Source organism: Kribbella sp. NPDC020701 (assembly GCF_055562215.1).
In genome coordinates this window covers 270,953-294,365 of record NZ_JBVHFT010000001.1, presented here as the reverse complement: position 1 = coordinate 294,365, position 23,413 = coordinate 270,953, and the positions used below count along the sequence as shown (strand labels likewise).

General features: G+C 68.3%; 22 protein-coding genes and 1 riboswitch. Of the genes, 8 read left to right on the top strand and 14 right to left on the bottom strand.

Annotation, left to right across the window (positions count from 1 at the left end; all coding sequences use genetic code 11):
* Nucleotides 1–31: 31 nt before the first annotated feature.
* Nucleotides 32–400, bottom strand: coding sequence for a VOC family protein (locus ACZ3HV_RS01325; RefSeq protein WP_465679746.1), 369 nt, complete (start codon nt 398–400; stop codon nt 32–34).
* A gap of 96 nt (nt 401–496) precedes the next feature.
* Nucleotides 497–610: riboswitch (SAM riboswitch) on the top strand.
* Nucleotides 611–626: 16 nt separating this feature from the next.
* On the opposite strand from ACZ3HV_RS01325, the gene ACZ3HV_RS01320 reads away from it, so the two are divergent.
* Nucleotides 627–1,991: an aminotransferase class V-fold PLP-dependent enzyme gene (locus ACZ3HV_RS01320; RefSeq protein WP_465679745.1), complete on the top strand. Its 1,365-nt coding sequence runs from the start codon at nt 627–629 to the stop codon at nt 1,989–1,991.
* 10 nt (nt 1,992–2,001) lie between these two features.
* On the opposite strand, the gene ACZ3HV_RS01315 is transcribed toward ACZ3HV_RS01320, so the two are convergent.
* Nucleotides 2,002–4,059: a prolyl oligopeptidase family serine peptidase gene (locus ACZ3HV_RS01315; RefSeq protein WP_465679743.1), complete on the bottom strand. Its 2,058-nt coding sequence runs from the start codon at nt 4,057–4,059 to the stop codon at nt 2,002–2,004.
* 261 nt (nt 4,060–4,320) lie between these two features.
* On the bottom strand, nt 4,321–4,866 hold the full coding sequence (locus ACZ3HV_RS01310; RefSeq protein WP_465679741.1) for a TetR/AcrR family transcriptional regulator: 546 nt from the start codon (nt 4,864–4,866) through the stop codon (nt 4,321–4,323).
* A 54-nt stretch (nt 4,867–4,920) separates the two neighbouring features.
* Here ACZ3HV_RS01310 and ACZ3HV_RS01305 point away from each other — a divergent pair, with 54 nt between their 5' ends.
* Entirely contained in the window at nt 4,921–5,748 is an 828-nt protein-coding gene (locus tag ACZ3HV_RS01305; protein WP_465679739.1) for an alpha/beta fold hydrolase, read from the top strand.
* A 71-nt stretch (nt 5,749–5,819) separates the two neighbouring features.
* Here the strand turns inward: ACZ3HV_RS01305 and ACZ3HV_RS01300 are convergent, their stop codons facing one another.
* Nucleotides 5,820–7,346 carry an alkaline phosphatase D family protein gene (locus ACZ3HV_RS01300; protein WP_465679738.1) on the bottom strand — a complete coding sequence of 509 codons (1,527 nt, stop codon included), beginning with the start codon at nt 7,344–7,346 and terminating at the stop codon, nt 5,820–5,822.
* Nucleotides 7,347–7,462: 116 nt separating this feature from the next.
* Between ACZ3HV_RS01300 and ACZ3HV_RS01295 the strand changes: the two genes are divergently transcribed.
* The 3 genes from ACZ3HV_RS01295 to ACZ3HV_RS01285 all read left to right on the top strand — a co-directional run bounded on the left by ACZ3HV_RS01295 (nt 7,463) and on the right by ACZ3HV_RS01285 (nt 10,536).
* Nucleotides 7,463–8,173: a GAF and ANTAR domain-containing protein gene (locus tag ACZ3HV_RS01295; RefSeq protein WP_465679736.1), complete on the top strand. Its 711-nt coding sequence runs from the start codon at nt 7,463–7,465 to the stop codon at nt 8,171–8,173.
* 117 nt (nt 8,174–8,290) lie between these two features.
* The gene (locus ACZ3HV_RS01290; protein WP_465679735.1) at nt 8,291–9,370 is read left to right on the top strand and encodes a fatty acid desaturase family protein; all 1,080 of its coding nucleotides are present in this window, start codon (nt 8,291–8,293) and stop codon (nt 9,368–9,370) included.
* A 74-nt stretch (nt 9,371–9,444) separates the two neighbouring features.
* Complete coding sequence (locus ACZ3HV_RS01285) at nt 9,445–10,536, top strand: fatty acid desaturase family protein (protein ID WP_465679733.1); 1,092 nt, start codon at nt 9,445–9,447, stop codon at nt 10,534–10,536.
* Here the strand turns inward: ACZ3HV_RS01285 and ACZ3HV_RS01280 are convergent.
* From ACZ3HV_RS01280 to ACZ3HV_RS01265, 4 genes are all read right to left on the bottom strand, one after another.
* Complete coding sequence (locus ACZ3HV_RS01280) at nt 10,490–11,521, bottom strand: LacI family DNA-binding transcriptional regulator (protein ID WP_465679732.1); 1,032 nt, start codon at nt 11,519–11,521, stop codon at nt 10,490–10,492. The genes ACZ3HV_RS01285 and ACZ3HV_RS01280 overlap by 47 nt on opposite strands.
* A 30-nt stretch (nt 11,522–11,551) precedes the next feature.
* Nucleotides 11,552–13,246 carry a ribonuclease J gene (locus tag ACZ3HV_RS01275; RefSeq protein WP_465679730.1) on the bottom strand — a complete coding sequence of 565 codons (1,695 nt, stop codon included), beginning with the start codon at nt 13,244–13,246 and terminating at the stop codon, nt 11,552–11,554.
* Nucleotides 13,243–14,157, bottom strand: a complete 915-nt coding sequence (gene dapA, locus ACZ3HV_RS01270) for a 4-hydroxy-tetrahydrodipicolinate synthase (RefSeq protein ID WP_465679729.1) — start codon at nt 14,155–14,157, stop codon at nt 13,243–13,245. Before dapA ends, ACZ3HV_RS01275 begins: the two co-directional genes overlap by 4 nt.
* Before the next feature lie 206 nt (nt 14,158–14,363).
* On the bottom strand, nt 14,364–15,158 hold the full coding sequence (locus ACZ3HV_RS01265; RefSeq protein WP_465680430.1) for a metal-dependent hydrolase: 795 nt from the start codon (nt 15,156–15,158) through the stop codon (nt 14,364–14,366).
* Nucleotides 15,159–15,360: 202 nt separating this feature from the next.
* On the opposite strand from ACZ3HV_RS01265, the gene argG reads away from it, so the two are divergent.
* A complete protein-coding gene (argG, locus tag ACZ3HV_RS01260; RefSeq protein WP_465679728.1) occupies nt 15,361–16,794 on the top strand; it encodes an argininosuccinate synthase in 1,434 nt (477 codons plus the stop codon).
* A gap of 44 nt (nt 16,795–16,838) precedes the next feature.
* Here argG and paaE read toward each other — a convergent pair whose 3' ends face one another.
* Genes paaE through paaA form a run of 5 tightly spaced genes read right to left on the bottom strand, consistent with a single transcriptional unit; the run spans nt 16,839 to nt 20,350 of the window.
* Nucleotides 16,839–17,930, bottom strand: a complete 1,092-nt coding sequence (gene paaE, locus ACZ3HV_RS01255; protein WP_465679726.1) for a 1,2-phenylacetyl-CoA epoxidase subunit PaaE — start codon at nt 17,928–17,930, stop codon at nt 16,839–16,841.
* Nucleotides 17,930–18,409 (bottom strand): 1,2-phenylacetyl-CoA epoxidase subunit PaaD, encoded by a 480-nt coding sequence (gene paaD / locus ACZ3HV_RS01250; RefSeq protein WP_465679725.1) that lies wholly within the window; start codon nt 18,407–18,409, stop codon nt 17,930–17,932. Before paaD ends, paaE begins: the two co-directional genes overlap by 1 nt.
* On the bottom strand, nt 18,403–19,155 hold the full coding sequence (gene paaC, locus ACZ3HV_RS01245) for a 1,2-phenylacetyl-CoA epoxidase subunit PaaC (RefSeq protein ID WP_465679724.1): 753 nt from the start codon (nt 19,153–19,155) through the stop codon (nt 18,403–18,405). Before paaC ends, paaD begins: the two co-directional genes overlap by 7 nt.
* Nucleotides 19,152–19,430: a 1,2-phenylacetyl-CoA epoxidase subunit PaaB gene (gene paaB, locus ACZ3HV_RS01240; RefSeq protein ID WP_360379783.1), complete on the bottom strand. Its 279-nt coding sequence runs from the start codon at nt 19,428–19,430 to the stop codon at nt 19,152–19,154. Before paaB ends, paaC begins: the two co-directional genes overlap by 4 nt.
* Entirely contained in the window at nt 19,427–20,350 is a 924-nt protein-coding gene (gene paaA / locus ACZ3HV_RS01235) for a 1,2-phenylacetyl-CoA epoxidase subunit PaaA (protein ID WP_465679722.1), read from the bottom strand. The genes paaB and paaA overlap by 4 nt, the downstream gene beginning before the upstream one ends.
* 175 nt (nt 20,351–20,525) lie before the next feature.
* Here paaA and ACZ3HV_RS01230 point away from each other — a divergent pair, with 175 nt between their 5' ends.
* A complete protein-coding gene (locus ACZ3HV_RS01230) occupies nt 20,526–21,710 on the top strand; it encodes a DUF418 domain-containing protein (protein WP_465679720.1) in 1,185 nt (394 codons plus the stop codon).
* Nucleotides 21,711–21,821: 111 nt separating this feature from the next.
* Nucleotides 21,822–22,427: a GNAT family N-acetyltransferase gene (locus tag ACZ3HV_RS01225; RefSeq protein WP_465679719.1), complete on the top strand. Its 606-nt coding sequence runs from the start codon at nt 21,822–21,824 to the stop codon at nt 22,425–22,427.
* Here ACZ3HV_RS01225 and ACZ3HV_RS01220 read toward each other — a convergent pair.
* On the bottom strand, nt 22,416–23,387 hold the full coding sequence (locus ACZ3HV_RS01220) for a GlxA family transcriptional regulator (RefSeq protein ID WP_465679718.1): 972 nt from the start codon (nt 23,385–23,387) through the stop codon (nt 22,416–22,418). The two genes, ACZ3HV_RS01225 and ACZ3HV_RS01220, sit on opposite strands and share 12 nt — an antisense overlap.
* Between the last annotated feature and the right edge of the window lie 26 nt (nt 23,388–23,413).

Sequence of the window (23,413 nt, the reverse complement as noted above, 5' to 3'; positions counted from 1 at the left end):
CAACACGCCCATGCCGTGCAGAGCGAATCGATCACGGATTGACCGGCGGCGCCCAGCCGGGTCGCGGGATCAGACAGAACGGATGACCGGCCGGATCCTCGTACACCGTGGCGGCGAGCTTGCGGGCCCCGAGGGCCAGCACCGCGGACCCGGCCGCGTCGAGGTCGTCGACCATGACGTCGAGGTGCATCTGCTGAGGACGCGTAGGGTCCGGCCATTGCGGGCGCTGATGGCCGAGGGCGCGCTGGAAGGCGAGACCTGACGTGTGGTCGTTGTCGGCGACCACGACCCAGTCGTCGCTCTGGTAGGTGATGGGCTTGCCGAGCAGGGCCGAGTAGAAGCGCGCCAGCTCCAGCGGTTCCGGGCAGTCGATCGCGAGGTGGTGCAGCCGTCCGATCATGGCAACAGTCTGCGCGTCTCAAGATGTGTTCGGCAATCCCGGAATATGAGATTGCCACTGGCGCCCGCTGTGGCCTGTTCGTTACCGTTCTCGGCAGGTCATGAGTGTCAGCGTGAAGCCCCGGCTTGCTGGCCGGCAACCCTCCTCCGCGGTGGGGTGCCCCGGGTGAAGACCAGGCCGTGCGGATACCCCGCTCGGCAAGCGCGGACTTCCCGGGAGCAGCACCATGTCGATCCTCTCCATCCTCGAGCCGGCCTCTACGACGACCACGCGGCCGACCGTCGCCCGGCTCGTCACCGGCAGCATCCCCGCCACGGTCGGTTCGGACCTGCTGGTCCCACTCGCCGACGGCCGGGTCACCGACTACGCGAACTTCGACCACGGAGCCAGTGCGCCGTGTCTGGAGTCGGTCCGGGCCAGCGTCGAGGCCGCACTGCCGTCGTACGCGTCCGTGCACCGCGGCAACGGGTACGCCTCCCGCATCACCACCCAGTGGTACGAGCGTGCTCGCGCCGAGGTGCAAGCGTTCGTCGGTGCCCGTGACGACGACCAGGTGATCTTCACCCGGCAGACCACCGACGCGCTCAACCTGCTCGCCCACGCTGTACCGGCGGACGCGACGGTGATCGTGTTCGAGTCCGAGCACCACGCCGCCCTGCTGCCGTGGCCGGCTGAGCGGACTGTCCGTCTCAACGCGCCCAGCTCGCCCAGCGAGGCCCTCACCAACGTGGCCGACGCACTGCGCAACGCTCCGGAGGGTCCGCGGCTGGTCGTCGTGACCGGCGCCTCCAACGTGACCGGTGAGATCTTCCCGATCGCGGAGATCGCCGCTGTCGCCAAGGCGCACGGTGCGCGGGTCTGCCTCGACGCCGCGCAGCTCGCGCCGCACCGACCGGTCGACATCGCCGCATTGGACGTCGACTGGGTCGCACTGTCCGGCCACAAGCTCTACGCGCCCTACGGCGCCGGTGCGCTGATCGGCCGCGCCGACTGGCTCGACGCCGCCGACCCGTACCTGTACGGCGGGGGCGCGACGACTGCGGTCACCAACGACACCGTGGTCTGGACGACCGGCCCGTCGCGCCACGAAGGCGGCTCCCCCAACGTCATCGGCGCGATCGCCCTCGCCTCGGCATGTGCCGCGATCAGCAAGCACCGCGACGCGATCGAGCAGCACGAGCGCAGCCTGCTCGCCCGACTCCGGACCGGACTCGCTCAGGTCCCGGGCGTCACGACGTACTCGATCTTCGGCGAGGACGCGGACCGGGTCGGCACCGTCTGTTTCACCGTTGCCGGTGTGAGCTCCACGCTCGTGTCCGCGGCGCTGAGCGCCGAGTACGGCATCGGTGTGCGCGACGGAAAGTTCTGCGCACACCCCCTCGTCGGTCACCTACTCGCCGACTCCCCCGAGCACGGTACGGCGGTCCGCGCGAGCCTCGGCCTCGGTACGACACGTGAGCACGTGGACCGCCTCGTCAACGCCGTACGAACGCTGGCCGCCGGTGGACCGCGGTCGGAGTACGAGGACACCGACAACGGCTGTCAGCCCACCGACGACCCGCGGGACCTGCACGCTCCCCGCATCTGGTAACGCCGGCCTCCTACTGCTCAGGAGGTACGAGGCCTACATGGTGAGCAGCGAACGCCAGTAGGTCGGCCCATTCCGACGCGACCATCGCGGCGGGTTTGCCGAAGCCGTGACCGGTGTTGACCTCTACTCGGGTCAAGACAGGTGCGGACGAGGATTGGGCATGTTGCAGCTCGGCGATGAACTTGTGACTGTGCAACGGCACGACCCGGTCATCGTGGTCACCGGTGACCACGAGGGTCGCCGGGTACGACGTGCCGTCGCGCAACCGATGCAGCGGTGAGTACGCCAGCAGGTCCTCGAACTGCTCCGAATCGTCCGGATGACCGAAGTCAGAGGCCCACGCGGCGCCCACGGTGAACAGGTGGAACCGCAACATGTCCATGACACCCACACCGGGCAGTGCGACTCCGAACAGGTCCGGACGCTGAGTCATGGCCGCACCGACGAGCAGACCGCCATTGCTGCGACCGTGAATGGCGAGCTGCGCGGACGTGGTGACGCCGGTGTCCCGCAGATGCTCGGCGACGGCGATGAAGTCGTCGAACACGTTCTGCTTGTTCTTGAGCCGGCCCGCGTCGTGCCAGGTGCTGCCGTACTCACCACCGCCGCGCAGGTTCGCGATCACCAGCACGCCACCGGCCTCGAGCCAGGCCGGCCAGCCGGGCTTGTAGTCGGCCAGGATCGGGATGCGGAAGCCGCCGTACCCGTAGAGCAGGGTCGGTCGTGGCTGCGAGAAGTCCAGGTCGGAGCGGGTGATCAGGAAGTACGGGACCTCGCGGCCGGGCTCGACGCGCCGGGTCACGGTGACCGATGGCGAGGTGAATCCACCTGAACCACGGACCAGCTCCGGCAGCGCACCGACCACGCCGGCATCGGTCGAGACGACGTACGACACCGTGGGGTCGGTCGTGGTCGACAACCCGACGAAGAGCTCGTCGTACTCGGGGCTGGCATGGAACTCCACCACTCCCCCGCCCGGTACGTCGATGACCCGTGCATCCGAGCCGTCGAGCGCGTACAGCGTCAGCACTGGCTGCGCGTCGACCAGCGTCAGCGTGGCCAGTCCGGCAGCCGTACCGCGGACGGCCTGGAGTGTCGCCTCACCCTCGGCGATCAGGTCGACGAACGAGCCATCCAACGACGCGAGCACCACGCGACCACGGGACGCATCGCGGTCGGTACGCAGTATCAGCTGGTCGCCGGACATCCGTACGAACGCGATCTCGTCCGCAAAGGTGTCCACCACCTTCACTGGCTCGCCGATTCCGTCGGAGGTGATCGGGAAGACCCAGAGCCGACTGCCAGGGTCAGTGCCCTCGTTGATGTGGACGATCAGGTAGCGATCGTCCTCCGAGACCTCCGGAGTGATGAAGTAGCGGTCCTGGTCCGGGAAGCTGAGCACGAGCGCGTCCTCGGACTGCGGTGTGCCGACCTTGTGCAGCATCAGCCGTCCACCGGTCAGCGTCTTCGTCTCGGTGCCCTCACTGCGACCACTGGCCGGGTAGTGCAGATAGAGGTACGCCGAACTGTCTGGGAGCCACGTGGCTTCGGAGAACTTCGCTTCCGTCACCACGTCGTCCACGGGCGTCCCGGTGGCGATGTCGAGCAGCCGGAACGTCGTCCAGTCGCTACCGCTCTCGTTGACGCCGTACGCGAAGTACTTGCCGTCTGGACTCACTGTGAACGAGCCCAACGAGTCAGTGCCGTCCGCGGACAGCGTGTTCGGGTCGATGAGCACTCGGCCGCCGGTCAGCAGTTCGTCGAGGGACTCCCCGACGTACACGACGTCCTGTGCCTGTGTGCCGTCGTTGCGGCCGACCAGGTACCACCCGGACTTCTTGGTCGGGACTCCGGCGCGTGGACGCGCGAGGATCGCGGACATGGTGGTCTGGAACCACTGCCGCTCCGGATAGCCCGAGAGCTCGGCCTGAGTGAACTCGTTCTGCCGCCGCACCCAGTCCTGGGTATCGGGCGCGTCAGGGTCTTCCAGCCAGCGGTACGGATCGGCGATCTGGTGCCCATGCAACGTCTCGACCACATCGTCGCGGCGGCTCTCCGGATAGGTCATGGGGCCTCCCGGTCTGGAATGAGGAGCGCAGGGAGCGAAGCGACTGGAGCGACGAGGGAAGGCCGGGAGCCAAGGCCCCATGACCCGCCGCGCCGGAGGCGTGGCATCGATACAGTCATGGGGCCTCCCGGCCTGGACTGAGGAGTGAAGGGAGCGAAGCGACTGGAGCGACGAGGGAAGGCCGGGAGCCAAAGCCCCATGAGCCGCCGCGCCGGAGGCGTGGCATCGATACAGTCATGCGGTCAAACCTAACCGGCGGACCTAGTCGGCCAGAGCGGTTTTCAGCAGAAGCTCGTACGTCGGACGCGGGTCGACGTCGTCGTGGCGGGCGATGCGATGCAGGATCAGCCCTTCGGACGCTGCCGCGATCGCGCGAGCGGCCTGGCGGGGATGTGGCGACCCGAGCTCGGCCAAGGCCGCGGTGGTCATGGTCTCCAGGACCTCGCGACCGCGGGACAGCGCCTCCCGCACGGCGGGATCGTGACTGCCCTCCAGGAACAGGATCAGCCGCGCGGTCGTCCGCACCCGATTGACCCGGGTGATGTAGTCGAACAGTCCGCACATCGCATCGACGAACTCGTCGGCCGTCGCCGGGGTGAAGGCGGAACCGACGACCTGCGCGTCCCCCTCGGCCAGCCAGTCGACGACGCCGGTCAGCAGCGCCCGCCGGGTGCGGAAGTGGTTGGAGGTCGAGCCCTTCGGCAGGCCGGCCCGCTCGTCGACACGGGCATGGGTGAGCGCCCGCAAGCCCTCGGTCCCCAGCAGTTCGATCGCGGCGTCCAGAGCTCGAACACGAGTCGACGTCATGCGGCTACTATAAACGTAGTGACACGGCACTACGTTCGTAGTACCGTCAAATACATGCTGCCAACGCTCGATGGGGTGACTCACCACTACGTCGATCTGCCGGGACTGCGGATGCACGTGACCGAGGCCGGCAGCGGCGACGCTGTCCTGATGCTCCACGGTTTTCCCCAGCACTGGTGGGAGTGGCGAGACGTCATCCCCGCGGTCGCCGAGCGCTACCGTGTGATCTGCCCGGATCTGCGCGGCGCCGGCTGGACCGACGCACCGCCCGACGGCTACACGAGCAGCCAGCTGCAGGCCGACGTACTCGCGCTGCTGGACCACCTCGAGGTCGATCAGGTGCATCTGATGACGCACGACTGGTCGTCGAGCCTCGGCTTCCTGCTGTGCCTGGAGCATCCGGACCGCATCCGCGATCACCTGGCCATGTCCGTTCCGTCGCTCGATGCCGAACTCGATCGTGGGTTCGCGCTGCGGGTGATGCGCTACGGATGGTTCAACCTGATCCTGCCCTGGCCTGGTCTAGGCCCGTGGGCGCTACGGAGCGGACGCCTGCCGCGGCACATGGTGCGGGCTAACTCGACGTCGATGCCGGAGGACGTGATCGAGCTCTTCGCCGGCCAGTTGCGTGATCCGGTGAGGGCGCGCGCCGGGTCGGCGTTGTACCGCAAGTTCATCCAGCCCGCGGGACTGCGCGCGATGCGCGGCAAGTACCGGGACCAGAAGCTGACCATGCCGACGCGGGTCCTGATCGGCGCGGACGACCACGTGGTGAAGGCTGACTTCGACAACGCCTTCGAGATCGCCGGCGCGTCACACTTCCTCGTCGACGACCGGCCGGACGCGGTCGTTCAGCACGCCCTCGAGTTCTTCCAGAGCTGAGCGTCGTACTCACCGGCTCCGGTGGGCGGCATCCCGCACAGGCGCCGGAGCCAGGTGAGTACGACGGGCCCTCAGTGGTGGGCCGGGTTGATGTCCTTCGTCCACAGGACCGTGCCGAACAGGTTGCGCAGCGAGACCGTGAACACACCGGTCCGCGGGTCGATGCTGGTGTGACCGAAGAACTGGTTGCCGCCCGCGGGCGACTGGCTCGGGAAGTCCGCCACCTTGGAGAACACGACCTCCGGCCCGAAGGTGCTGTCGAGCGCGTTCGGCCCGAACGTACCGGCGTTGATCGGGCCGGCCACGATCTCCCAGAACGGGTCGAAGTCGGTGAACGCCGCACGGGACGGGTCGTAGTGGTGCGCGGCGCAGTAGTGCACGTCGGCGGTCAGCCAGATCGCGTTGCGGACCTTGCGCTTCTTGAACTGGCTCAGCACCCAGGCGATCTCGTGCTCGCGACCGCCCGGCGCACCGGGGACTCCGTTGCCGACGGCCTCGATCAGCGAGCCGTCGGGCACCAGCAGGCCGAGCGGCATGTCGCTGGCGATCACCTTCCAGGTCGCCTTCGACGCGGCCACCTCACGCACTAGCCACTCGGCCTGCTCGGCGCCGAGCATCGCGACCGGGCCGACCGTGTCGGGCGTCGGGTTGGCGCCACGGTAGGTCCGCATGTCCAGGCAGAAGACGTCGAGCAGCGGACCGTAGCTCACCTTGCGATAGATCCGGTTGCGTCCGGCGATGTGCTCCATCGGGAGGTACTCGAGGAAGGCTTGCTTCGCCCGGCCGGCGAGGACGTCGACGCGCTTCTCGGTGTAGCGGTCGTCGGTGAGGATCTCGCCCGGGTACCAGTTGTTCAGCGTCTCGTGGTCGTCCCACTGCGCGACCAGCGGCACGTCGGCGTACAGGTCGCGCACGTTGTGGTCGAGCAGGTTGTACTTGTACCGGCCGCGGTACTCGGCCAGCGTCTCGGCGACCTTCGAGACCTCCTCGGTCACCACGTTCTTCCAGACGGTGCCGTCGGCAACCTTCAGCTCGGCCGCGATCGGGCCGTCGGCGTAGATGTTGTCGCCGGAGTGCAGGAAGAAGTCGGGCCGGGTGTCGTGCATCGCCTTGTACGCGATCATGCCGCCGAGGTCCGGGTTGATCCCGTAGCCCTGGCCGGCGGTGTCACCGGTGAAGACGAAGGACACCGGCCGGTTGCGTCCCGGCGTACTGAAGGAACCCTCGAGGGACTCGCCGCGGCGGCCGTGGGCGTCCTCGAAGGCGATCCGGTAGTCGTAGCGCTGCCCGGGGCGCAGACCCTTCAGCGGCAGCTGCGCGGTGAAGTCCTGGTCTGGTCCAGCGACCGGGCCATGCAGGCGGATCGCGCGGTCGAAGCGGCCGTTGCTGGTCAGGTCGACGACCAGCCGGGCCTGGCGGTCGGTACGGGACCAGACCACAGCGGAGTTCGTGGTGACGTCGGCCGACATGATGCCGGACGGCAGTGCGGGCCGGTCCCGGCGGACGACGGTGGGGGCCGCGGCGGCGACGCCTGGTACGGCGATCGTAGCGCCGGCGACGGTGGATGCGGCCAAGAGCTGGCGGCGGCTCAAGTTCATGAGCCGAAGGTGCGCTCCGCTGATGACAGTCAGGTGACGGGCGGGGGAACTGGGTGCCAAATCACCAGCGGACGGGACAATGGGAGGAGTCGCCGGGTCGAGAGGGAACGCTGGGAATGAGACGGGAACACCGCATCGCGCAGGTCTTCATCGAGCTGGCCGACACACTGGTGGCGGAGTTCGACCTGGTCGAATTCCTCCGCAGCCTGGCCGAGGTGACCGTCGAACTGCTGGATGTGGACGCGGCCGGCCTGATGCTGGCCGACGAGGACGGCGTCCTCCGCGTGATGGCGTCGTCGGACGACCAGGCCGAACTGCTCGAGCTCTTCGAGCTGCAGCAGGACGACGGTCCGTGCCCCGGGTGCTTCCGGACCGGCCAGCCGGTGGTCAACGTCGACATACGCCGCTGGCCCGAGTTCGCCGAAGCGGCGGCCGCCGGCGGCTATGCCTCCGCCCACGCCCTCCCGCTCCGGCTTCGCGGACACGTCATCGGTGCGCTCAACCTGTTCCGGTCCAGCACCGAGCCACTCGGCGAGGAGGACGTCAACCTGGGCCAGGCGCTGGCGGACATCGCCACGATCGGGCTCCTGCACGAGCGGGAGGTTCGCAGTCAGCAGGTGCTGACCGAGCAGCTCCAGCACGCCTTGGACAGCAGGGTGCTGATCGAGCAGGCGAAAGGGATGCTGGCCGAGCGCGCCGGTCTGACTCCGGCGCAGGCGTTCACCGCGATGCGCTCGTATGCGCGGGGCACGGGACAGCGGCTCGCCGTCGTCGCGGACGGCGTACTCGACGGTTCGCTCGACACGTCCGCACTGCTGACCCGCTAGCGACTTGCCTGCGGGGCGCCGGCATGGTTCCGTTGAGCGCACTAGCCACTCTGTTCGTGGCGCTGCCCCGGACCTGGTAGCGCATCGACCCGATGCACTCAGGAATGGGGCCTTGTCATGTCACAGCTGGTCGCGGACGACCACCATCCGCAGGGACCGCAACAGCGGTACGCGAATCTCTACACCGACCTCGCCCGGACCGTCCGCGAGCTCGGCCTGCTCCGGCGGCGGCGCGGCTACTACTGGACCCGCATCGGCCTGGTGGCGGCCGCCTTCGCCGGGGTCTGGGCCGGCGTCGCCCTGCTCGGCAACTCCTGGCTGCAGCTGCTGATGGCCGGGGCCCTGGCGCTGGTCCTGACCCAGGTCGCCTTTCTCAGCCACGACAGCGCCCACCGGCAGATCTTCCACTCCGCCGCCTGGAACGACTGGACCGCGCGGCTGCTGGCCAGTGGGCTGGTCGGCATGAGTGCGAGCTGGTGGCGGTCGAAACACAGCCGCCACCACCAGGCACCGAACCAACTCGACCACGACCCCGACATCGGCTCCGGCGTCGTGGCCTTCACGCCTGAGGAGTTCGCCGGACGCACGGGCCTGAGCGGCTGGCTCACCCGCCGGCAGGGCTGGCTGTTCTTCCCCCTGCTCACGCTCGAGGGCCTGAACCTGTACGTCGCCAGCCTGCGTCATCTGTTCCGCAAAGGAGCGAGCTCGGTCGAGCGCGTCGAGGCGGCGATCGTGCTGAGCCGGCTCGGCGGATATCTGGCCGTGCTGTTCATCCTGTTGCCGATCGGCAAGGCCGGCGCGTTCCTCGGGCTGCAGCTGGCCGTGTTCGGGATCTGCCTGGGCAGCTCGTTCGCGCCGAACCACAAGGGCATGCCGCTCGTGCCGGCCACGATGAAGCTGGACTTCCTGCGGCGCCAGGTCATGATGTCCCGCAACATCCGCGGCGGCGTGGTGGTGGACTTCGCGCTCGGTGGGCTCAACTACCAGATCGAGCACCACCTGTTCCCGAGCATGCCCCGGCCGACCCTCCGGCGCGTTCAGCCGATCGTCCGCGAGTACTGCGAGCTCCACGGGGTGGACTACACCGAGGTCGGCCTGTTCACGTCGTACCGGATCGTCATCGGCTACCTGAACAACGTCGGGCTCCGGGCCCGGGACCCGTTCCAGTGCCCACTCGCGGGGCAGTTGCGGGGCTAGCACTTTGCCAAGGCGACCTCACCGATCCATCTCACCGCACGCGGGGCGTCATGCCAGGTCTTGATGATGACCTGGTGAGCGCCCAGCAGCGGTACGTCAGCCTCTACACGGATCTCCTCCGGACGGTGCGCGAACTCGGCCTGATGCGGCGCCGCCAGGGCTACTACGTCACGCGGTTCAGCCTCGTCCTCACCGCTTTGCTCGCGGTCGCCGCGGGGATGATCCTCCTCGGCGACTCGTGGTACCAGCTGTTGCTGGCCGCCGCGCTGGCGCTGGTCCTCGTCCAGGTCGCCTTTCTCAGCCACGACAGCGCGCACCGGCAGGTCTTCGACTCGGCGGCCCGCAACGACTGGACGGCACGCATTCTGGCGGGCGCGATCGCCGGCATGAGCGTCAGCTGGTGGCGGAACAAGCATTCCCGGCACCACGCGGCACCGAATCAGGTGGACAAGGATCCCGACGTCCAGCTCGAGGCGATCGCGTTCACCCCGGGCGCGGTCGCGAAACGCGGGCGGCTGGGGCAGTGGATCGCGGCGCGGCAGGGCTGGCTCTTCTTCCCACTCCTCACGCTCGAAGGGATCGGCCTGCACGCGTCGAGCCTGCGACACCTGCTACGCCGCGACGCGAGCCGGCTGGAACGGGTCGAGGCGGCGATCGTGGTGTCGAGGATCAGCGGCTACGTCGCCGCGCTCTACCTGCTACTTCCGATCGGTAAGGCCAGCGCCTTCCTCGGCCTGCAACTCGCGGTGTTCGGCGTCTGCCTCGGCGCCGCGTTCGCGCCCAATCACAAGGGGATGCCGCTCGTCCCGGCCGGCATGAAACTCGACTTCCTGCGGCGCCAGGTCCTGATGTCGCGCAACATCCGCGGCGGTGTCCTGACCGATTTCGCCCTGGGCGGCCTGAACTACCAGATCGAGCACCATCTGTTCCCGAGCATGCCCAGGCCGACCCTCAAGGCGGTCCAGCCGATCGTGCGCGAGTACTGCGCCGTGCACGGCATCAAGTACACCGAGGTCGGCCTGTTCGCGTCGTACCGGATCGTCGTCGGCTACCTGAACAACGTCGGGTTGCAGGCGCGTGATCCGTTCGACTGCCCGCTGGCGGCGCAGCTGCGGAGCATCAGCCCGACGGTGGGATCTCGCCTGAGCCCCGAATCGTCAGTTTGACCGGCACGCGCACGGTCCGGCCCGGCCGGTGCGGCTCGGGGAGGCGCTCGGTCATCAGCTGGATCGCCGTACGGGCCATCACGTCGGCCGACTGCGCGACCGCGGTCAGGCCCGGGCTGAGCAGGTCGCCCAGGGCGAGGTCGTCGAAGGACACCAGCGCGACCCGGTCCCGCCGGCCCGCGAGCCCACGCAGCACCTCGGCGGTGGTCATGTTGTTGGCCGACAGCAACGCCGTGGCCGGCTCCGGCCGGTCCAGTACGGCGGACAGCGTGATGCCGATGCCCTCGGTCGTCGGCTCGGACAGGTGGACCAGGTCCTCGTCCACGTCGATGCGGTGCCGGGCCATCGCGGCCCGGTAGGCGACGACGCGTTCGCGGGCGGTGAAGATTCGCTCGTCGTCACCCAGGTAAGCGATCCGCCGGTGTCCCTGCCGGACCAGATGGTCGATCGCCTGATCGATGCCGCCGGCGTTGTCCGCGAGTACGGCGTCCGCCTCGATCCCGTGCGCCGGCCGGTCGATCGTGACCACGGCCATGCCCGCGTCGACGTGCGGCGCGAGGTATTCCTGGGTCTCTCCGATCGGCGCCATGATCAGCGCGTCCGGCCGGCGGGCGACGAACTCCAGGCAAACCTCCCGCTCCCGCTCCGGGTCCTCGTCGGTCAGGCCGATCATCACCACCGAGCCGGACGACCGGGCCCACAGCTCGACCGCCCTGCCGAGGGAGGCGAAGAACGGGTCGCCGATGTCGCGGATGACCACCGCGATCGTCCCCGTCTTGCCGCGCCGCAGCATCCGGGCGCTCTCGTTCGGGGTGTAGTTGAGCTCCTTGATCGCGGCCTGGACCTTCGCGGTCAGCTCCGGGCTGACGTTCGGCTCCTCGTTCACCACCCGGGAGACGGTCTTGAGCGCGACTCCGGCCCGGGCCGCGACCTCCTTCATCGTGGGCCGGCGCTGGCCCGCACCGTTCACGCCGCTGATCGTCATCGCCGGCCCCTCTCTCCCCTGTTGTCCCGCTCAGCTCTCGACGACGACCGGGATGATCATCGGGCGCCGGCGGTGGGTGTCGCTGACCCACTTGCCGACCACCCGGCGGATCACCTGCTGCAACTGGTACATGTCGTCCACCCCCGTGCCGATGGCCTTGGCGATCTCCGCCTCGATCTTCGGTTTCAGGTCGTCGAAGACAGTGTCGTCCTCGGCGAACCCGCGCGCGTGGATCTCCGGTCCTGCTGTCAGTTTGCCCGTCACAGAGTCCATCACGGCGATGACCGAGATGAAACCCTCGTCGCCGAGGATCCGGCGGTCCTTCAGCGAGGTCTCGGTGATGTCGCCGACGGTGGACCCGTCGACGAACACGTACCCGCAGTCCACCTTGCCGGCCACCACGGCCTTGCGGTCGATCAGGTCGACCACCACGCCGTCCTCGACGACGACCACGTTCTCGCGCGGTACGCCGGTCTGGATGGCCAGGTCCGCGTTCGCGTGCAGGTGCCGGATCTCGCCGTGCACCGGCATCACGTTGCGCGGCTTGACGATGTTGTAGCAGTACAGCAACTCACCGGCGCTCGCGTGACCGGAGACGTGGACGAGCGCGTTGCCCTTGTGGATCACGTTCGCGCCGTGCCGGGTCAGCCCGTTGATCACCCGGTAGACCGAGTTCTCGTTGCCCGGGATCAGGGACGACGCGAGTACGACGGTGTCGCCCGGCTGGATCTGGACGACGTGGTGGTCGTTGGCCGCGATCCGCGACAGCGCCGACATCGGCTCGCCCTGCGAACCGGTCGACACCAGCACGACCTGCTCCGGCGGGTAGTTGTCCAGCTCCCGCATGTCGATCAGCGTGTCACCGGGGACGGTCAGGAAGCCGAGATCACGAGCCACACCCATGTTGCGGACCATCGAGCGGCCGACGTACGCGACCTTGCGGCGGTGCTTCACGGCGGCGTCCATCACCTGCTGGACCCGGTGCACGTGGGAGGCGAAACAGGCGACGATGATGCGCTGGTTCTTCGCCTTGGTGAAGACCCCGTCCAGCACCGGCGCGATGTCGCGCTCGTGGGTGGTGAAGCCGGGCACCTCGGAGTTGGTGGAGTCGACGCAGAACAGGTCCACGCCCTCCTCGCCCAGCCGGGCGAACGCCCGCAGGTCGGTGATCCGGTTGTCCAGCGGCAACTGGTCCATCTTGAAGTCACCGGTGTGCAGCACCATGCCGGCCGGGGTCTTGATCGCCACCGCGAGCGCGTCCGGGATCGAGTGGTTCACCGCGACGAACTCGCAGACGAACGGCCCGATCTGCAGCTTCTCGCCCTCGACCACGGTCTGCTGCGGCACGTTGCGGTGCCGGTGCTCCTTCAGCTTGCCCTCGAGCAGCGCGAGCGTGAGCTGTGAACCGATGACCGGGATGTCACCCCGCTCGCGCAGCAGGTAGGGCAACCCGCCGATGTGGTCCTCGTGGCCGTGCGTCAGAACCACGGCCACGACATCGTCGAGGCGGTCCCGGATCGGCTGGAAGTCCGGCAGGATCAGGTCCACGCCGGGCTGGTTCTCGTCGGGGAACAGTACGCCGCAGTCCACGATCAGGAGCTTGCCGTCGTACTCGAACACCGTCATGTTGCGGCCGACCTCGCCGAGGCCGCCCAGCGGGATCACCCGCAAAGCGCCCGGAGCGAGTGGTCCGGGCGCGTCGAGATCTGGATGAGGATGGCTCATGCAATCAGTCCTGCCGTCTTGAGGTCGGTGGTGAGCCAGTCCACTTGCTCGGCGGTCGCCTCAACCAACGGCGACCGGAGTGTCGCGTGCTCGATGACGCCGGCCAGCTTGAGCGCGGCCTTCACCATGATGGCGCCCTGGGTCCTGGTCATGATCGCTTCGACGGCGGGCACCACTCGTCGATCGATCTCTTGTGCTCCTGCGAGGTCACCGGCCAGCACGGCGTCGATCAGCTGCCGGTACTCCGGACTCGCGACGTGCGCGACGACGCTCGCGATACCGACCGCGCCGATCGCCAGGGTGGCGAGGTTCAGCTCGTCGGCACCGCAGTAGTAGAACAGATCGGTGTTCGCCAGCACCTTGGTGGTCCCGGCGAGGTCGCCCTTGGCGTCCTTCACCGCGACGATCCGCGGGTGCGAGGCGAGCGCGATCAGGGTCTCGGTCTTGATCTCCACCCCGGCCCGGCCGGGGATGTCGTACAGGATATTCGGCAGGCCTGTGGCGTCGGCGACCGCGGTGAAGTGCGCGCGCAGCCCGTCCTGCGGAGGCTTGTTGTAGTACGGCGTGACGACCAGGAGGCCATCGGCTCCGGCGGCCTCGGCCTGCTTCGCGCATTCGATGGTGTGCGCGGTGTCGTTGGTGCCCACCCCGGCGATCACCTTGGCCCGGTCGCCGACCGCCTCCAGCACCGCCTTGACCAGCTGGACCTTCTCCTGGTCCGAGGTGGTCGGCGCCTCGCCGGTGGTCCCGTTGATGATGAGGGCATCGTTGCCGCGGTCCACCAGGTAGGTGGCGACCTTCTGCGCCGCGTCGAGATCGAGCGCGCCGTCAGGCCTGAAAGGAGTGATCATCGCCGTCGTCAGCCGGCCGAACGGCGGCTCTGACGAGACGGAAGAAGCTGGCGAGGACATGGGGGTCAGATTACCGCTCCGCAGCCCAGGAGAAATGAGTAGGCCTGGTGGCTGTCCGCTCGGGGGTCCGGGCAGCCACCAGGCTCACTCGTCCTATCGGGCCCGGCCCCGTAGTCGTTACAGCTTCCACGAAAAAAATCCGGAAAAACTTCTGCGAATACTCTGCGTCATCAGTCGATCGCCCATTGTCGAAGATTTGCATGGATTCACGGCCTTCCGGCAAGCCAGATGCTTGTGGTGTTGAAGAGGTGTTCGAGGGCTTGGAGTGCGCCAGGGAGGAGGAGTACGCCGGCCGCGAGGAGAAGCGGGGCGATGACGATGCGTTCGACCCAGCCGCCGGTGCGGAAACGCAGGAGGCGTGGGAGGCGGAGCTCGTACCAGGTCTCACCGCGGATCGGGAGCGGGAAGAGCCACGGGCACCCGGAGCGCGTGAGGCTGTCGCCGAGACAGTGGACGAACATGCCGAGGCCGACGGCCATTCCGATCCAGCCACCGATCTCGGTCAGACCGGCTTGTACGGCGTCGGCCGCCGTCGTTCCGGGGAGCGCCGTACCGGCGACCGACCAGCCCGCCGCACCGAGGACCGCGAGGACGATCCAGTCGCCGAGCGCGTCAGCAGCCAGCACCAGACCGGTGACGGCCACCGCGAGGACCGCCCACTTTCCACGGTCGCCGAGGCTGGCCGCGAGTACGCCGAGCAGGGCTGCCGCAGCCAGTGTGTGCGTGGCGTGCCGGTGTTTCCCGGTGCTGTCCTCATCCCGCGGACCCTTGGTCACGCTGTAGAGCACACCGGAGAACGCACGGACCACCGCCGAGACCGCCCGCGTCAGCGGTCCGAGCAACCGGGAGGCACTCGCGCCCGGGTGATCGAGATCCGGCACCAACGCATACCCGGCCGTGGCCGCCGCGAACGGAACCACCTCCGCCACCGAGGTCAGCCCGATCAGCGGAGCCACCGCCAATCCGGCACACCACCCTGACAACGCATGGGATCGACCCATCATCCGGCGCCTCACACCCCTCACTCGGGCTATATCCTCCCCCACCCACCCCACTCGCCACACCAGCCACGCTGACCCTCTCCCCCCGACTTTGAGCACCCATCAACCACACTTCGCGGCGCGTTGTGGTTGGTGGGTGCTCAAGGACGATGGGGCGGGGTGCGGTTTTGCATAATCATGCAGGGGGGTGCATACTTTTCCTATGTCCAAGGTGCTTACGTCGTTGCCCGTCGGTGAGCGGGTCGGGATCGCGTTCTCAGGTGGTCTCGACACGTCGGTCGCGGTCGCGTGGATGCGCGACAAGGGAGCGGTGCCCTGCACGTACACCGCTGATCTGGGTCAGGCCGACGAGCCCGACATCGTGTCGGTCCCAGGCCGGGCCGCGGCGTACGGCGCCGAGATCGCCCGCCTGGTCGACTGCCGGGCGGCGCTGGTCGAGGAAGGGCTGGCCGCGCTGGCGTGTGGCGCGTTCCACATCCGGTCGGGCGGCCGGACGTACTTCAACACCACCCCGATCGGGCGGGCCGTCACCGGCACGCTGCTGGTCCGGGCGATGCTCGACGACGACGTCCAGATCTGGGGCGACGGATCGACCTTCAAGGGCAACGACATCGAGCGGTTCTACCGGTACGGCCTGCTGGCCAACCCGCAGTTGCGGATCTACAAGCCGTGGCTGGACGCGCAGTTCGTGCACGAGCTCGGTGGCCGTAAGGAGATGTCCGAGTGGCTGGTCGCGCACGACCTGCCGTACCGGGACAGCACCGAGAAGGCCTACTCCACCGACGCCAACATCTGGGGCGCGACCCACGAGGCGAAGACGCTGGAGCACCTCGACACCGGGATCGAGACCGTCGACCCGATCATGGGTGTGAAGCACTGGGACCCGTCGGTCGTGATCGAGGCCGAGGACGTCACGATCGGGTTCGAGCAGGGCCGGCCGGTGACGATCAACGGCAAGGAGTTCGGCTCCGCGGTCGATCTCGTGCTGGAGGCCAACGCGATCGGCGGCCGGCACGGCATGGGAATGTCGGACCAGATCGAGAACCGGGTGATCGAGGCCAAGAGCCGGGGCATCTACGAGGCTCCGGGGATGGCGCTGCTGCACGCGGCGTACGAGCGGTTGGTCAACGCGATCCACAACGAGGACACGGTCACGAGCTACCACAACGACGGCCGGCGGCTCGGCCGGCTGATGTACGAAGGCCGCTGGCTGGACCCGCAGTCGCTGATGCTGCGGGAGTCCCTGCAGCGCTGGGTCGGTACGGCGGTGACCGGCGACGTCACGCTGCGGCTCCGGCGGGGTGAGGACTACTCGATCCTCGACACCACCGGTCCGGCACTCAGCTACCACCCGGACAAGCTGTCGATGGAGCGGGTCATGGACTCGGCGTTCGGCCCGGTCGACCGGATCGGTCAGCTGACCATGCGGAACCTGGACATCGCCGACTCCCGCTCCAAGCTCGAGCAGTACGCGGGCCTCGGCATGTTCGGTACGTCGAACCCGGCGCTGGCCTCGTCCACCGACCTGATCGGCGCGATGCCGACCGGTGGTGCCGACGCGATCGCGTCCCGCGGCGAGGCCACCGAAGAGGACGAACTCCTCGACCGCGCGGCCATGGAGTCCGGAACGGACTGATCACCTGAACTCAGCGACCGGCCTTCAGGGGAGGCCGGTCGCTGTCAGGCGTCGAAGTCGAGGGTGACTTCGGGAGTGGTCGGGTGGGACTGGCAGGTGAGGACGTAGCCGGCGCGGATCTCGTCCGGCTCGAGTGCCCAGTTGGTGTCCATCCGGACGGAGCCGTCGAGGACCTTGGCCCGGCAGGTGCCGCAAACGCCGCCCTTACAAGCGAAGGGCGCGTCGCTGCGGACGGCGAGGGTCGCGTCCAGGATCGCCTTCGAGTGCTCGGCCAAGGCGAACGTCGAACGACGGCCGTCCAGGATCACCGTGACCTGAGCCGCGTTCTCGTCGGCGGGAGCCTCCTCGACGCGAGCGGTCGGGGCCTCGTCGCCGACGTGGAAGAGCTCGGCGTGCACATGCTCACGCGCCACGCCCTCCCCCAGCAGCAACTCCTGCGCGCCGACGACCATCGCGTACGGACCACACAGGAACCACTCGTCGACGGTCTCGAGCGGCAAGATCGTCTCGAACATCCGGCGTAGCCGCTCCGCGTCGATCCGGCCGCTGAACAGTTCCACCTCGGTCGTCTCCCGCGACAGCACGTGCACCAGGTGAAAGCGCTCGGCGTACCGGTCCTTGAGGTCGGCCAAGTCGTCGGCGAACATCACCGATCCGGCGGTCCGGTTGCCGTAGAGGAGCGTCACCCGGCTCGACGGTTCGACCGCGAGGATCGTCGCGACGAGCGAGAGCACCGGCGTGATCCCACTGCCTGCAGCCACGAAGGCGTAGTGCTTCACGTTCGCCGGGTCGAGCGTCGTACCGAACCGACCGAGCGGAGTCATCACCTCGAGCTCGTCGCCGACCTTCAGCTCATGCGCGGCGTACGCCGAGAACTCGCCGCCCGGGATCCGCTTCACGCCGATCCGCAGCACGCCCGATCCGGCGGGCGAGCAGATCGAGTAGCTCCGGCGTACCTCCTCACCGGTACGGCGGATCGTCAGGTGCTGGCCCGCGGTGAACTCGTACTCCCCCGCCAGCTCCTGCGGTACGGCGAACGTGATCGCGACCGAGTCGTCGGTGATCGCCTCGATCGCGGCCACCTTCAACGGATGGAAGACGGCTCTCCGCCGAGGCGCCACAGTCGTCGTTGTCATCAGAGCGCCTTGAAATGGTCGAAAGGCTCACGGCAGCTGTTGCACCGCCAGAGCGACTTGCAGGAAGTGGAGCCGAAACGGCTGAGCTCAGTGGTGTCGGGCGAGCCGCACAACGGGCACCGGATCGTCAGCGACAGCGAGACAGGTCCACCGACAGCGCGACGACCAGTCGGTGGGGCGATGCCGTACTCGGTGAGCTTCGCCTTGCCCGCCTCACTCATCCACTCGGTCGTCCAGGCCGGTGACAGCACGGTCTCCACCCGCCCGTCCACGTGCAGAGCCTGAAGCGTCAGCTCGACCTCGTGCCGGATCACATCCATCGCCGGACAACCGGAGTACGTCGGGGTGATCGTCACGACCACCTCATCGCCGTCATGGCGGACGCCACGCAGCACTCCGAGGTCCGCGATCGTCAGCACCGGGACCTCCGGGTCCGCGACCTCGCCGACCGCTTCGAGGATCGCAGTGTCGGTCACCATGTCGCCCCCGGATGCGAGCGAGCCACATGCTGCAGTTCGGCGAGCAGATACCCGAGGTGCTCTGTGTGCCGGCCGGAACGACCGCCGGTGTGCTGGTACGACGCCTCTGGCCGGCTGCACGTGGATTCGTCGATGACTGCCATCACCCGACGCGTCCACTCGTCCTGCAACGTCGACGGGTCCACTGCGACCGACAGACGACGTACGAGCTCGTCGGACTCGAACAGCTCGGCGGTGTAAGGCCAGAGCGCTTCCAGACCGGCCTGCATGCGCCGATGGCTCTCCTCGGTGCCGTCGCCGAGTCGCAGCACCCACTGGGTCGCGTGGTCGACGTGGTACGTGACCTCCTTGACCGCCTTGCCCGCAACGCCGGACAGTGTCGCGTCAGCGGACCGGAGCAGCTCTTCGTACAGCAACTGCTGGTACGTCGCGAAGTACAGCAAGCGCGCCATCGCATGGGCGAAGTCGCCATTGGGCAGCTCGCACAGCTGGGCGTTGAGAAAGTCACGCTCGTCCCGGAAGTAGGCGAGATCATCCTCCGTGCGATCGGCGCCCTCGACCAGGCCGGCGTACTGCAGCAGCGACCGGGCCTGGCCCAGCTGGTCCAGCCCGATGTTGCCGAGGGCAACGTCCTCCTCGAGCTGCGGGGCCGCCGCGATCCACTCGGCGGTGCGCTGCGCGGAGATCAGCGCGTCGTCGCCGAGGCGGAGCGTGTAGACGAACAAATCGGACACAGGTGCGCTCATAGGTGTTGAACGCCTTCCGGGACCTGGTAGAAGGTCGGGTGCCGGTAGACCTTGTCGCCGGCCGGGTCGAAGAACTCGTCCTTCTCGTCCGGGCTGGACGCGGTGATGTCCGCGGCCCGCACCACCCAGATCGATACGCCTTCCTGGCGGCGGGTGTAGACGTCACGCGCGTTCCGCAGCGCCATGGTGGCGTCCGGTGCATGCAGACTGCCCACGTGCGTGTGCGACAGTCCCCGGCGCGAGCGGACGAACACCTCCCACAGTGGCTCGATCATGCAGCCCCTTCCTTAAAGGCTTTCTTGGACGCATACGCCGCTGCGGCCTCACGGACCCACGCGCCGTCCTCGTGCGCCTTCACCCGATGCGCGAGCCGCTGCTGGTTGCACGGGCCGTTGCCCTTCACCACGTCGTACAGCTCGGTGTAGTCCGGCTCGGTGAAGCGGTAGTGCCCGGACTCCTCGTCGTACGTCAGTCCGTCGTCCGGCACACGCAGCCCGAGTACGTCGGCCTGCGGGACGGTCATGTCGACGAAGCGCTGGCGTAGCTCGTCGTTGCTGTGGCGTTTGATCCCCCACGCCATCGACTGCTCCGAGTGGGTGGACGCCGAGTCCGGCGGCCCGAACATCATCAGCGAAGGCCACCACCAGCGGTCGAGCGCGTCCTGCGCCATCGCCTTCTGCCCCGGGGTGCCGTTGCAGAGCGTGTGCAGGATCTCGAATCCCTGCCGCTGGTGGAACGACTCTTCCTTGCAGACCCGAACCATGGCTCGCGCATACGGCCCGTAGGAGCAGCGGCAGAGCGGGACCTGGTTGACGATCGCGGCGCCGTCGACCAGCCAGCCGATCGCGCCGATGTCGGCCCAGGTCAGGGTCGGGTAGTTGAAGATGCTGGAGTACTTCTGCCGGCCGCTGTGCAGCAGGTCGAGCAGGTCGGCCCGATCCACGCCGAGGGTCTCGGCGGCGGCGTACAGGTAGAGCCCGTGGCCGGCCTCGTCCTGCACCTTGGCCATCAGGATCGCCTTGCGGCGCAGTGACGGCGCGCGACCGATCCAGTTGCCCTCGGGCTGCATGCCGATGATCTCGGAGTGCGCGTGCTGCGCGATCTGCCGGATCAGGGTCTTGCGGTACCCCTCCGGCATCGCGTCCCGCGGCTCGATCCGGCCGTCGGCGTCGATGGTCGCCTGGAAGCTGTCCATGCCGGCCAGCATAGCCGAGATGTGACACTTTCTGTCCAGATCGACGGGCAAGTGTCACAAAGTCGGACGGTGGTGCTAGCCCCACCCCGGGAGTGGTGGCAAGGCGCTGGGGCCGGGACGGACGCGCCGGGAGGATTCAGTTCAAGGCTTACACAGTTTTCCGAAGGGACTCCCCGTGACCACACACACTCTCCCGGCCGTCGATCACCGCGGACCGGTCACCGGTAAGGAACGCGCACTCGCGCCCGACCTGATCCGCGGCGCGATGCTGCTGCTGATCGGCCTGGCCAACAGCGCCAACTTCGCCTTCGCCGGCCAGCCCGGCGTCGAAAGCTCACCGCACGGCCTCGAGCGCGTGCTGAACTTCCTCAAGCTCACCTTCGTGGACGCCAGGGCCTACCCGGTGTTCGCAGTGATGTTCGGCTACAGCCTGGTCCAGCTGGCCCGGCGGCAGCGGTCATCCGGCGCGACGCCCGGTGCGGTCCGGCGGATCCTGCTCAAGCGCAACGCGTGGCTGATCGCCTTCGGCCTGGTCCACGCGACGCTGCTGTACTTCGGCGACTTCCTCGGCGCCTACGGCATCGTCGGCATCATCTGCACGCTGTTCCTGCTCAACCGCAGTGACAAGTTCCACCGCATCATCCTGGGGATCTGGGCGCTCGAGTTCATGTACGTGCTGGCCACCGCGGCCCAGTCCGTCATCGCCGTCCTGAACAGCTCCGGACCGGCGCACGCTCTCACCAACGAACCGAACCCGTCGCTCGCCGCCTCGTCGTACGGCGCAAGCGTGATCGACCGCCTGCACGAGTACCCGATGCACACGGCCAGCGTGGTCGGCTTCATCATGGTTGTCTGGCTGGGTATCTGGGCCGCCCGCAAGCAGATCCTCGAGAACCCGGGCGCCAACAGGACCCTGCTGACCCGCGTCGCGGTCGTCAGCCTGGGCATCACCGTTCTCGGCGGACTGCCGCTCGCGCTGGTCGGTGCCGGCTGGCTGCACGTGGATGAGGCGGCCGTCGACTCGTTGAGCTACCTCTCCCACCTGAGCGGGATGTTCGGCGGACCTGGGTACGTCGCTCTGCTCGGTCTGCTGGCCTCCTCCATCACCAAGCTCTCGCTGCCGATCAAGGCGATCTCCGCGCTGGGCCAGCGATCGCTGTCGGGCTACCTGTTCCAGTCCGTGTCATGGATGGTTCTGTTGGCGCCGTTCACGCTGGACCTGCGCTTCGGAAGTACGGCGTACACCGCCTTCTTCTGCGCGGTCGCGGTGTGGGTCGTCTCGGTGATCGGTGCGTACGCGATGAGCACGCGTTCCTACCGCGGTCCGGCTGAGACCCTGCTGCGGCGCCTCGTCTACTGACTCGACCTTGAGCACCCACCAACCACTTTCCGCGCCGGGATCTGGTTGGTGGGTGCTCAAGGTCGTTGCCCGGGGGTGGGAGGCGGCGATGGGTTTGGGAGGATGGCGGGTATGAGTGACTTCGGCGTGCCGGAACCCGCCAACCTCTCGGATCTCTCTGGCGACAGCCCGGTGGCCGAGACGAGCGTGCGGCTGGCGCTGCCTGCGGAGGCGAACGAGATCGGCGAGATCCAGGTCGCCGCGTGGCGGACGTCGTACGCCGGACTGCTGCCGGCCGATGTGCTTGCCGACCTCAACCCGGCGCAGTTCGCGGCGCAGTGGCGGGCCGCGCTGCTCGCCCCCGGCGAGGCCCGCAACCGGGTCCTGGTCGCGCTGGCCGGCCGGACGCCGGTCGGGTTCGCCGCGATCACGGCGTCCGACGACCCGGACGCGGACCCCCAGCGGGACGCGTTGGTCGCCGAGCTCGCCGTCCAGCCGGAGGCGACCCGCGCCGGTCATGGCTCGCGGCTGCTGAACGCGGTCGTCGACACCATCCGCGCCGACGGCTTCAGCCGGGTGACGGTGTGGGTCAACTCCACCGACGACGTTCTGCGCGCCTTCTACACCGAGGCCGGGTGGGCTCCCGACGGCGCCCACCGCGAGCTGGATCTGTACGGCGACGAGTCGGTCCGGATCAAGCAGATCCGCCTCCACACAGATCCCGGATCAACTGACTGATCGCAGCGCGAAACGGCGGCGGTAGTCGCTCGGTGTCAGGCCGGTCCCGCGCTTCAGCTGGATCCGCAGGTTGGCCGCCGTCCCCAGGCCGCAGGTCCGGGCGATCGTCTCCAGCCGCACCTCGCCACGTTCGAGCAGCCGGCAGGCGAGGGCCACCCGCTCGCCGGTCAGCCAGGCCAGTGGCGTCGTACCCAGCTCGGCCTGGAACCGGCGATGCAGCGTGGCCTGACTCACCGCCGCGTGCGCGGCGATGTCCGCGACCGTCAACGGACTTCCGAGCCGTGCCCGCGCCCACTCCAGCAACGGCGCCAGCGAGGTGTCCGCGACGACCGGCACCGGCTGGTCGATGAACTGCCGCTGCCCGCCGTCGCGATGAGCCGTGAACACCAGCCGCCGGCTGACCGCGTTCGCCACCTCGGCGCCGTGATCGCGCCGGATCAGATGCAGGCCCAGGTCGAGCGCCGCCGCGCTCCCGGCCGCCGTCAGAACGTTGCCGTCGTCAACGAACAGTACGTCCGGCTGCAACTCCACCTGTGGATACATCCGCCGGAACAGGTCAGCCCATCGCCAATGCGTCGTCGCCCGGCGTCCGTCCAGCACCCCGGCCGCCGCCAGCGTGAACGACCCGGTGCAGAAGCTCACCAAGCGCGCTCCCCGCTCCGCGGCACGCCGTACGACGTCCAGTACGGCGTCCGACGGCGGCACCTCGGGATCGGGACGGTTCGGCACGATCACCGTGTCCGCGCGATCCGCCTGGTCGAGACCGCACACGTCGGTCAGCGTGAAGAACCCGGAGCTCATACGGACCTCGGGCTCCGGCGTACAGAGGCTGAACTCGTACCAATCCCGGTCCAGCTCCGGCCGGCGCAGGCCGAACAACTCGGTCGCGACGCCGAGCTCGAACGGGTTGGAGCCGTGGTCGACGAGCACGGCGACGTGGTGCGAGGATTCTTTCGACATGTGCCATTTCTAGCACTCACTCCTTC

What these genes read in the sequence shown, in the direction of transcription:
- ACZ3HV_RS01290 (WP_465679735.1), top strand. Translation starts at nt 8,291, where the DNA reads ATGTCACAGCTGGTCGCGGACGACCACCATCCGCAGGGACCGCAACAG.
- paaC (WP_465679724.1), bottom strand. Translation starts at nt 19,155, where the DNA reads ATGAGCGCACCTGTGTCCGATTTGTTCGTCTACACGCTCCGCCTCGGC.
- ACZ3HV_RS01220 (WP_465679718.1), bottom strand. Translation starts at nt 23,387, where the DNA reads ATGTCGAAAGAATCCTCGCACCACGTCGCCGTGCTCGTCGACCACGGC.
- ACZ3HV_RS01265 (WP_465680430.1), bottom strand. Translation starts at nt 15,158, where the DNA reads ATGGGTCGATCCCATGCGTTGTCAGGGTGGTGTGCCGGATTGGCGGTG.
- ACZ3HV_RS01275 (WP_465679730.1), bottom strand. Translation starts at nt 13,246, where the DNA reads ATGAGCCATCCTCATCCAGATCTCGACGCGCCCGGACCACTCGCTCCG.
- ACZ3HV_RS01310 (WP_465679741.1), bottom strand. Translation starts at nt 4,866, where the DNA reads ATGACGTCGACTCGTGTTCGAGCTCTGGACGCCGCGATCGAACTGCTG.
- paaB (WP_360379783.1), bottom strand. Translation starts at nt 19,430, where the DNA reads ATGATCGAGCCACTGTGGGAGGTGTTCGTCCGCTCGCGCCGGGGACTG.
- argG (WP_465679728.1), top strand. Translation starts at nt 15,361, where the DNA reads ATGTCCAAGGTGCTTACGTCGTTGCCCGTCGGTGAGCGGGTCGGGATC.
- paaE (WP_465679726.1), bottom strand. Translation starts at nt 17,930, where the DNA reads ATGACAACGACGACTGTGGCGCCTCGGCGGAGAGCCGTCTTCCATCCG.
- dapA (WP_465679729.1), bottom strand. Translation starts at nt 14,157, where the DNA reads ATGTCCTCGCCAGCTTCTTCCGTCTCGTCAGAGCCGCCGTTCGGCCGG.
- ACZ3HV_RS01315 (WP_465679743.1), bottom strand. Translation starts at nt 4,059, where the DNA reads ATGACCTATCCGGAGAGCCGCCGCGACGATGTGGTCGAGACGTTGCAT.
- ACZ3HV_RS01305 (WP_465679739.1), top strand. Translation starts at nt 4,921, where the DNA reads ATGCTGCCAACGCTCGATGGGGTGACTCACCACTACGTCGATCTGCCG.
- ACZ3HV_RS01225 (WP_465679719.1), top strand. Translation starts at nt 21,822, where the DNA reads ATGAGTGACTTCGGCGTGCCGGAACCCGCCAACCTCTCGGATCTCTCT.
- paaD (WP_465679725.1), bottom strand. Translation starts at nt 18,409, where the DNA reads ATGGTGACCGACACTGCGATCCTCGAAGCGGTCGGCGAGGTCGCGGAC.
- paaA (WP_465679722.1), bottom strand. Translation starts at nt 20,350, where the DNA reads ATGGACAGCTTCCAGGCGACCATCGACGCCGACGGCCGGATCGAGCCG.
- ACZ3HV_RS01280 (WP_465679732.1), bottom strand. Translation starts at nt 11,521, where the DNA reads ATGACGATCAGCGGCGTGAACGGTGCGGGCCAGCGCCGGCCCACGATG.
- ACZ3HV_RS01325 (WP_465679746.1), bottom strand. Translation starts at nt 400, where the DNA reads ATGATCGGACGGCTGCACCACCTCGCGATCGACTGCCCGGAACCGCTG.
- ACZ3HV_RS01320 (WP_465679745.1), top strand. Translation starts at nt 627, where the DNA reads ATGTCGATCCTCTCCATCCTCGAGCCGGCCTCTACGACGACCACGCGG.
- ACZ3HV_RS01295 (WP_465679736.1), top strand. Translation starts at nt 7,463, where the DNA reads ATGAGACGGGAACACCGCATCGCGCAGGTCTTCATCGAGCTGGCCGAC.
- ACZ3HV_RS01300 (WP_465679738.1), bottom strand. Translation starts at nt 7,346, where the DNA reads ATGAACTTGAGCCGCCGCCAGCTCTTGGCCGCATCCACCGTCGCCGGC.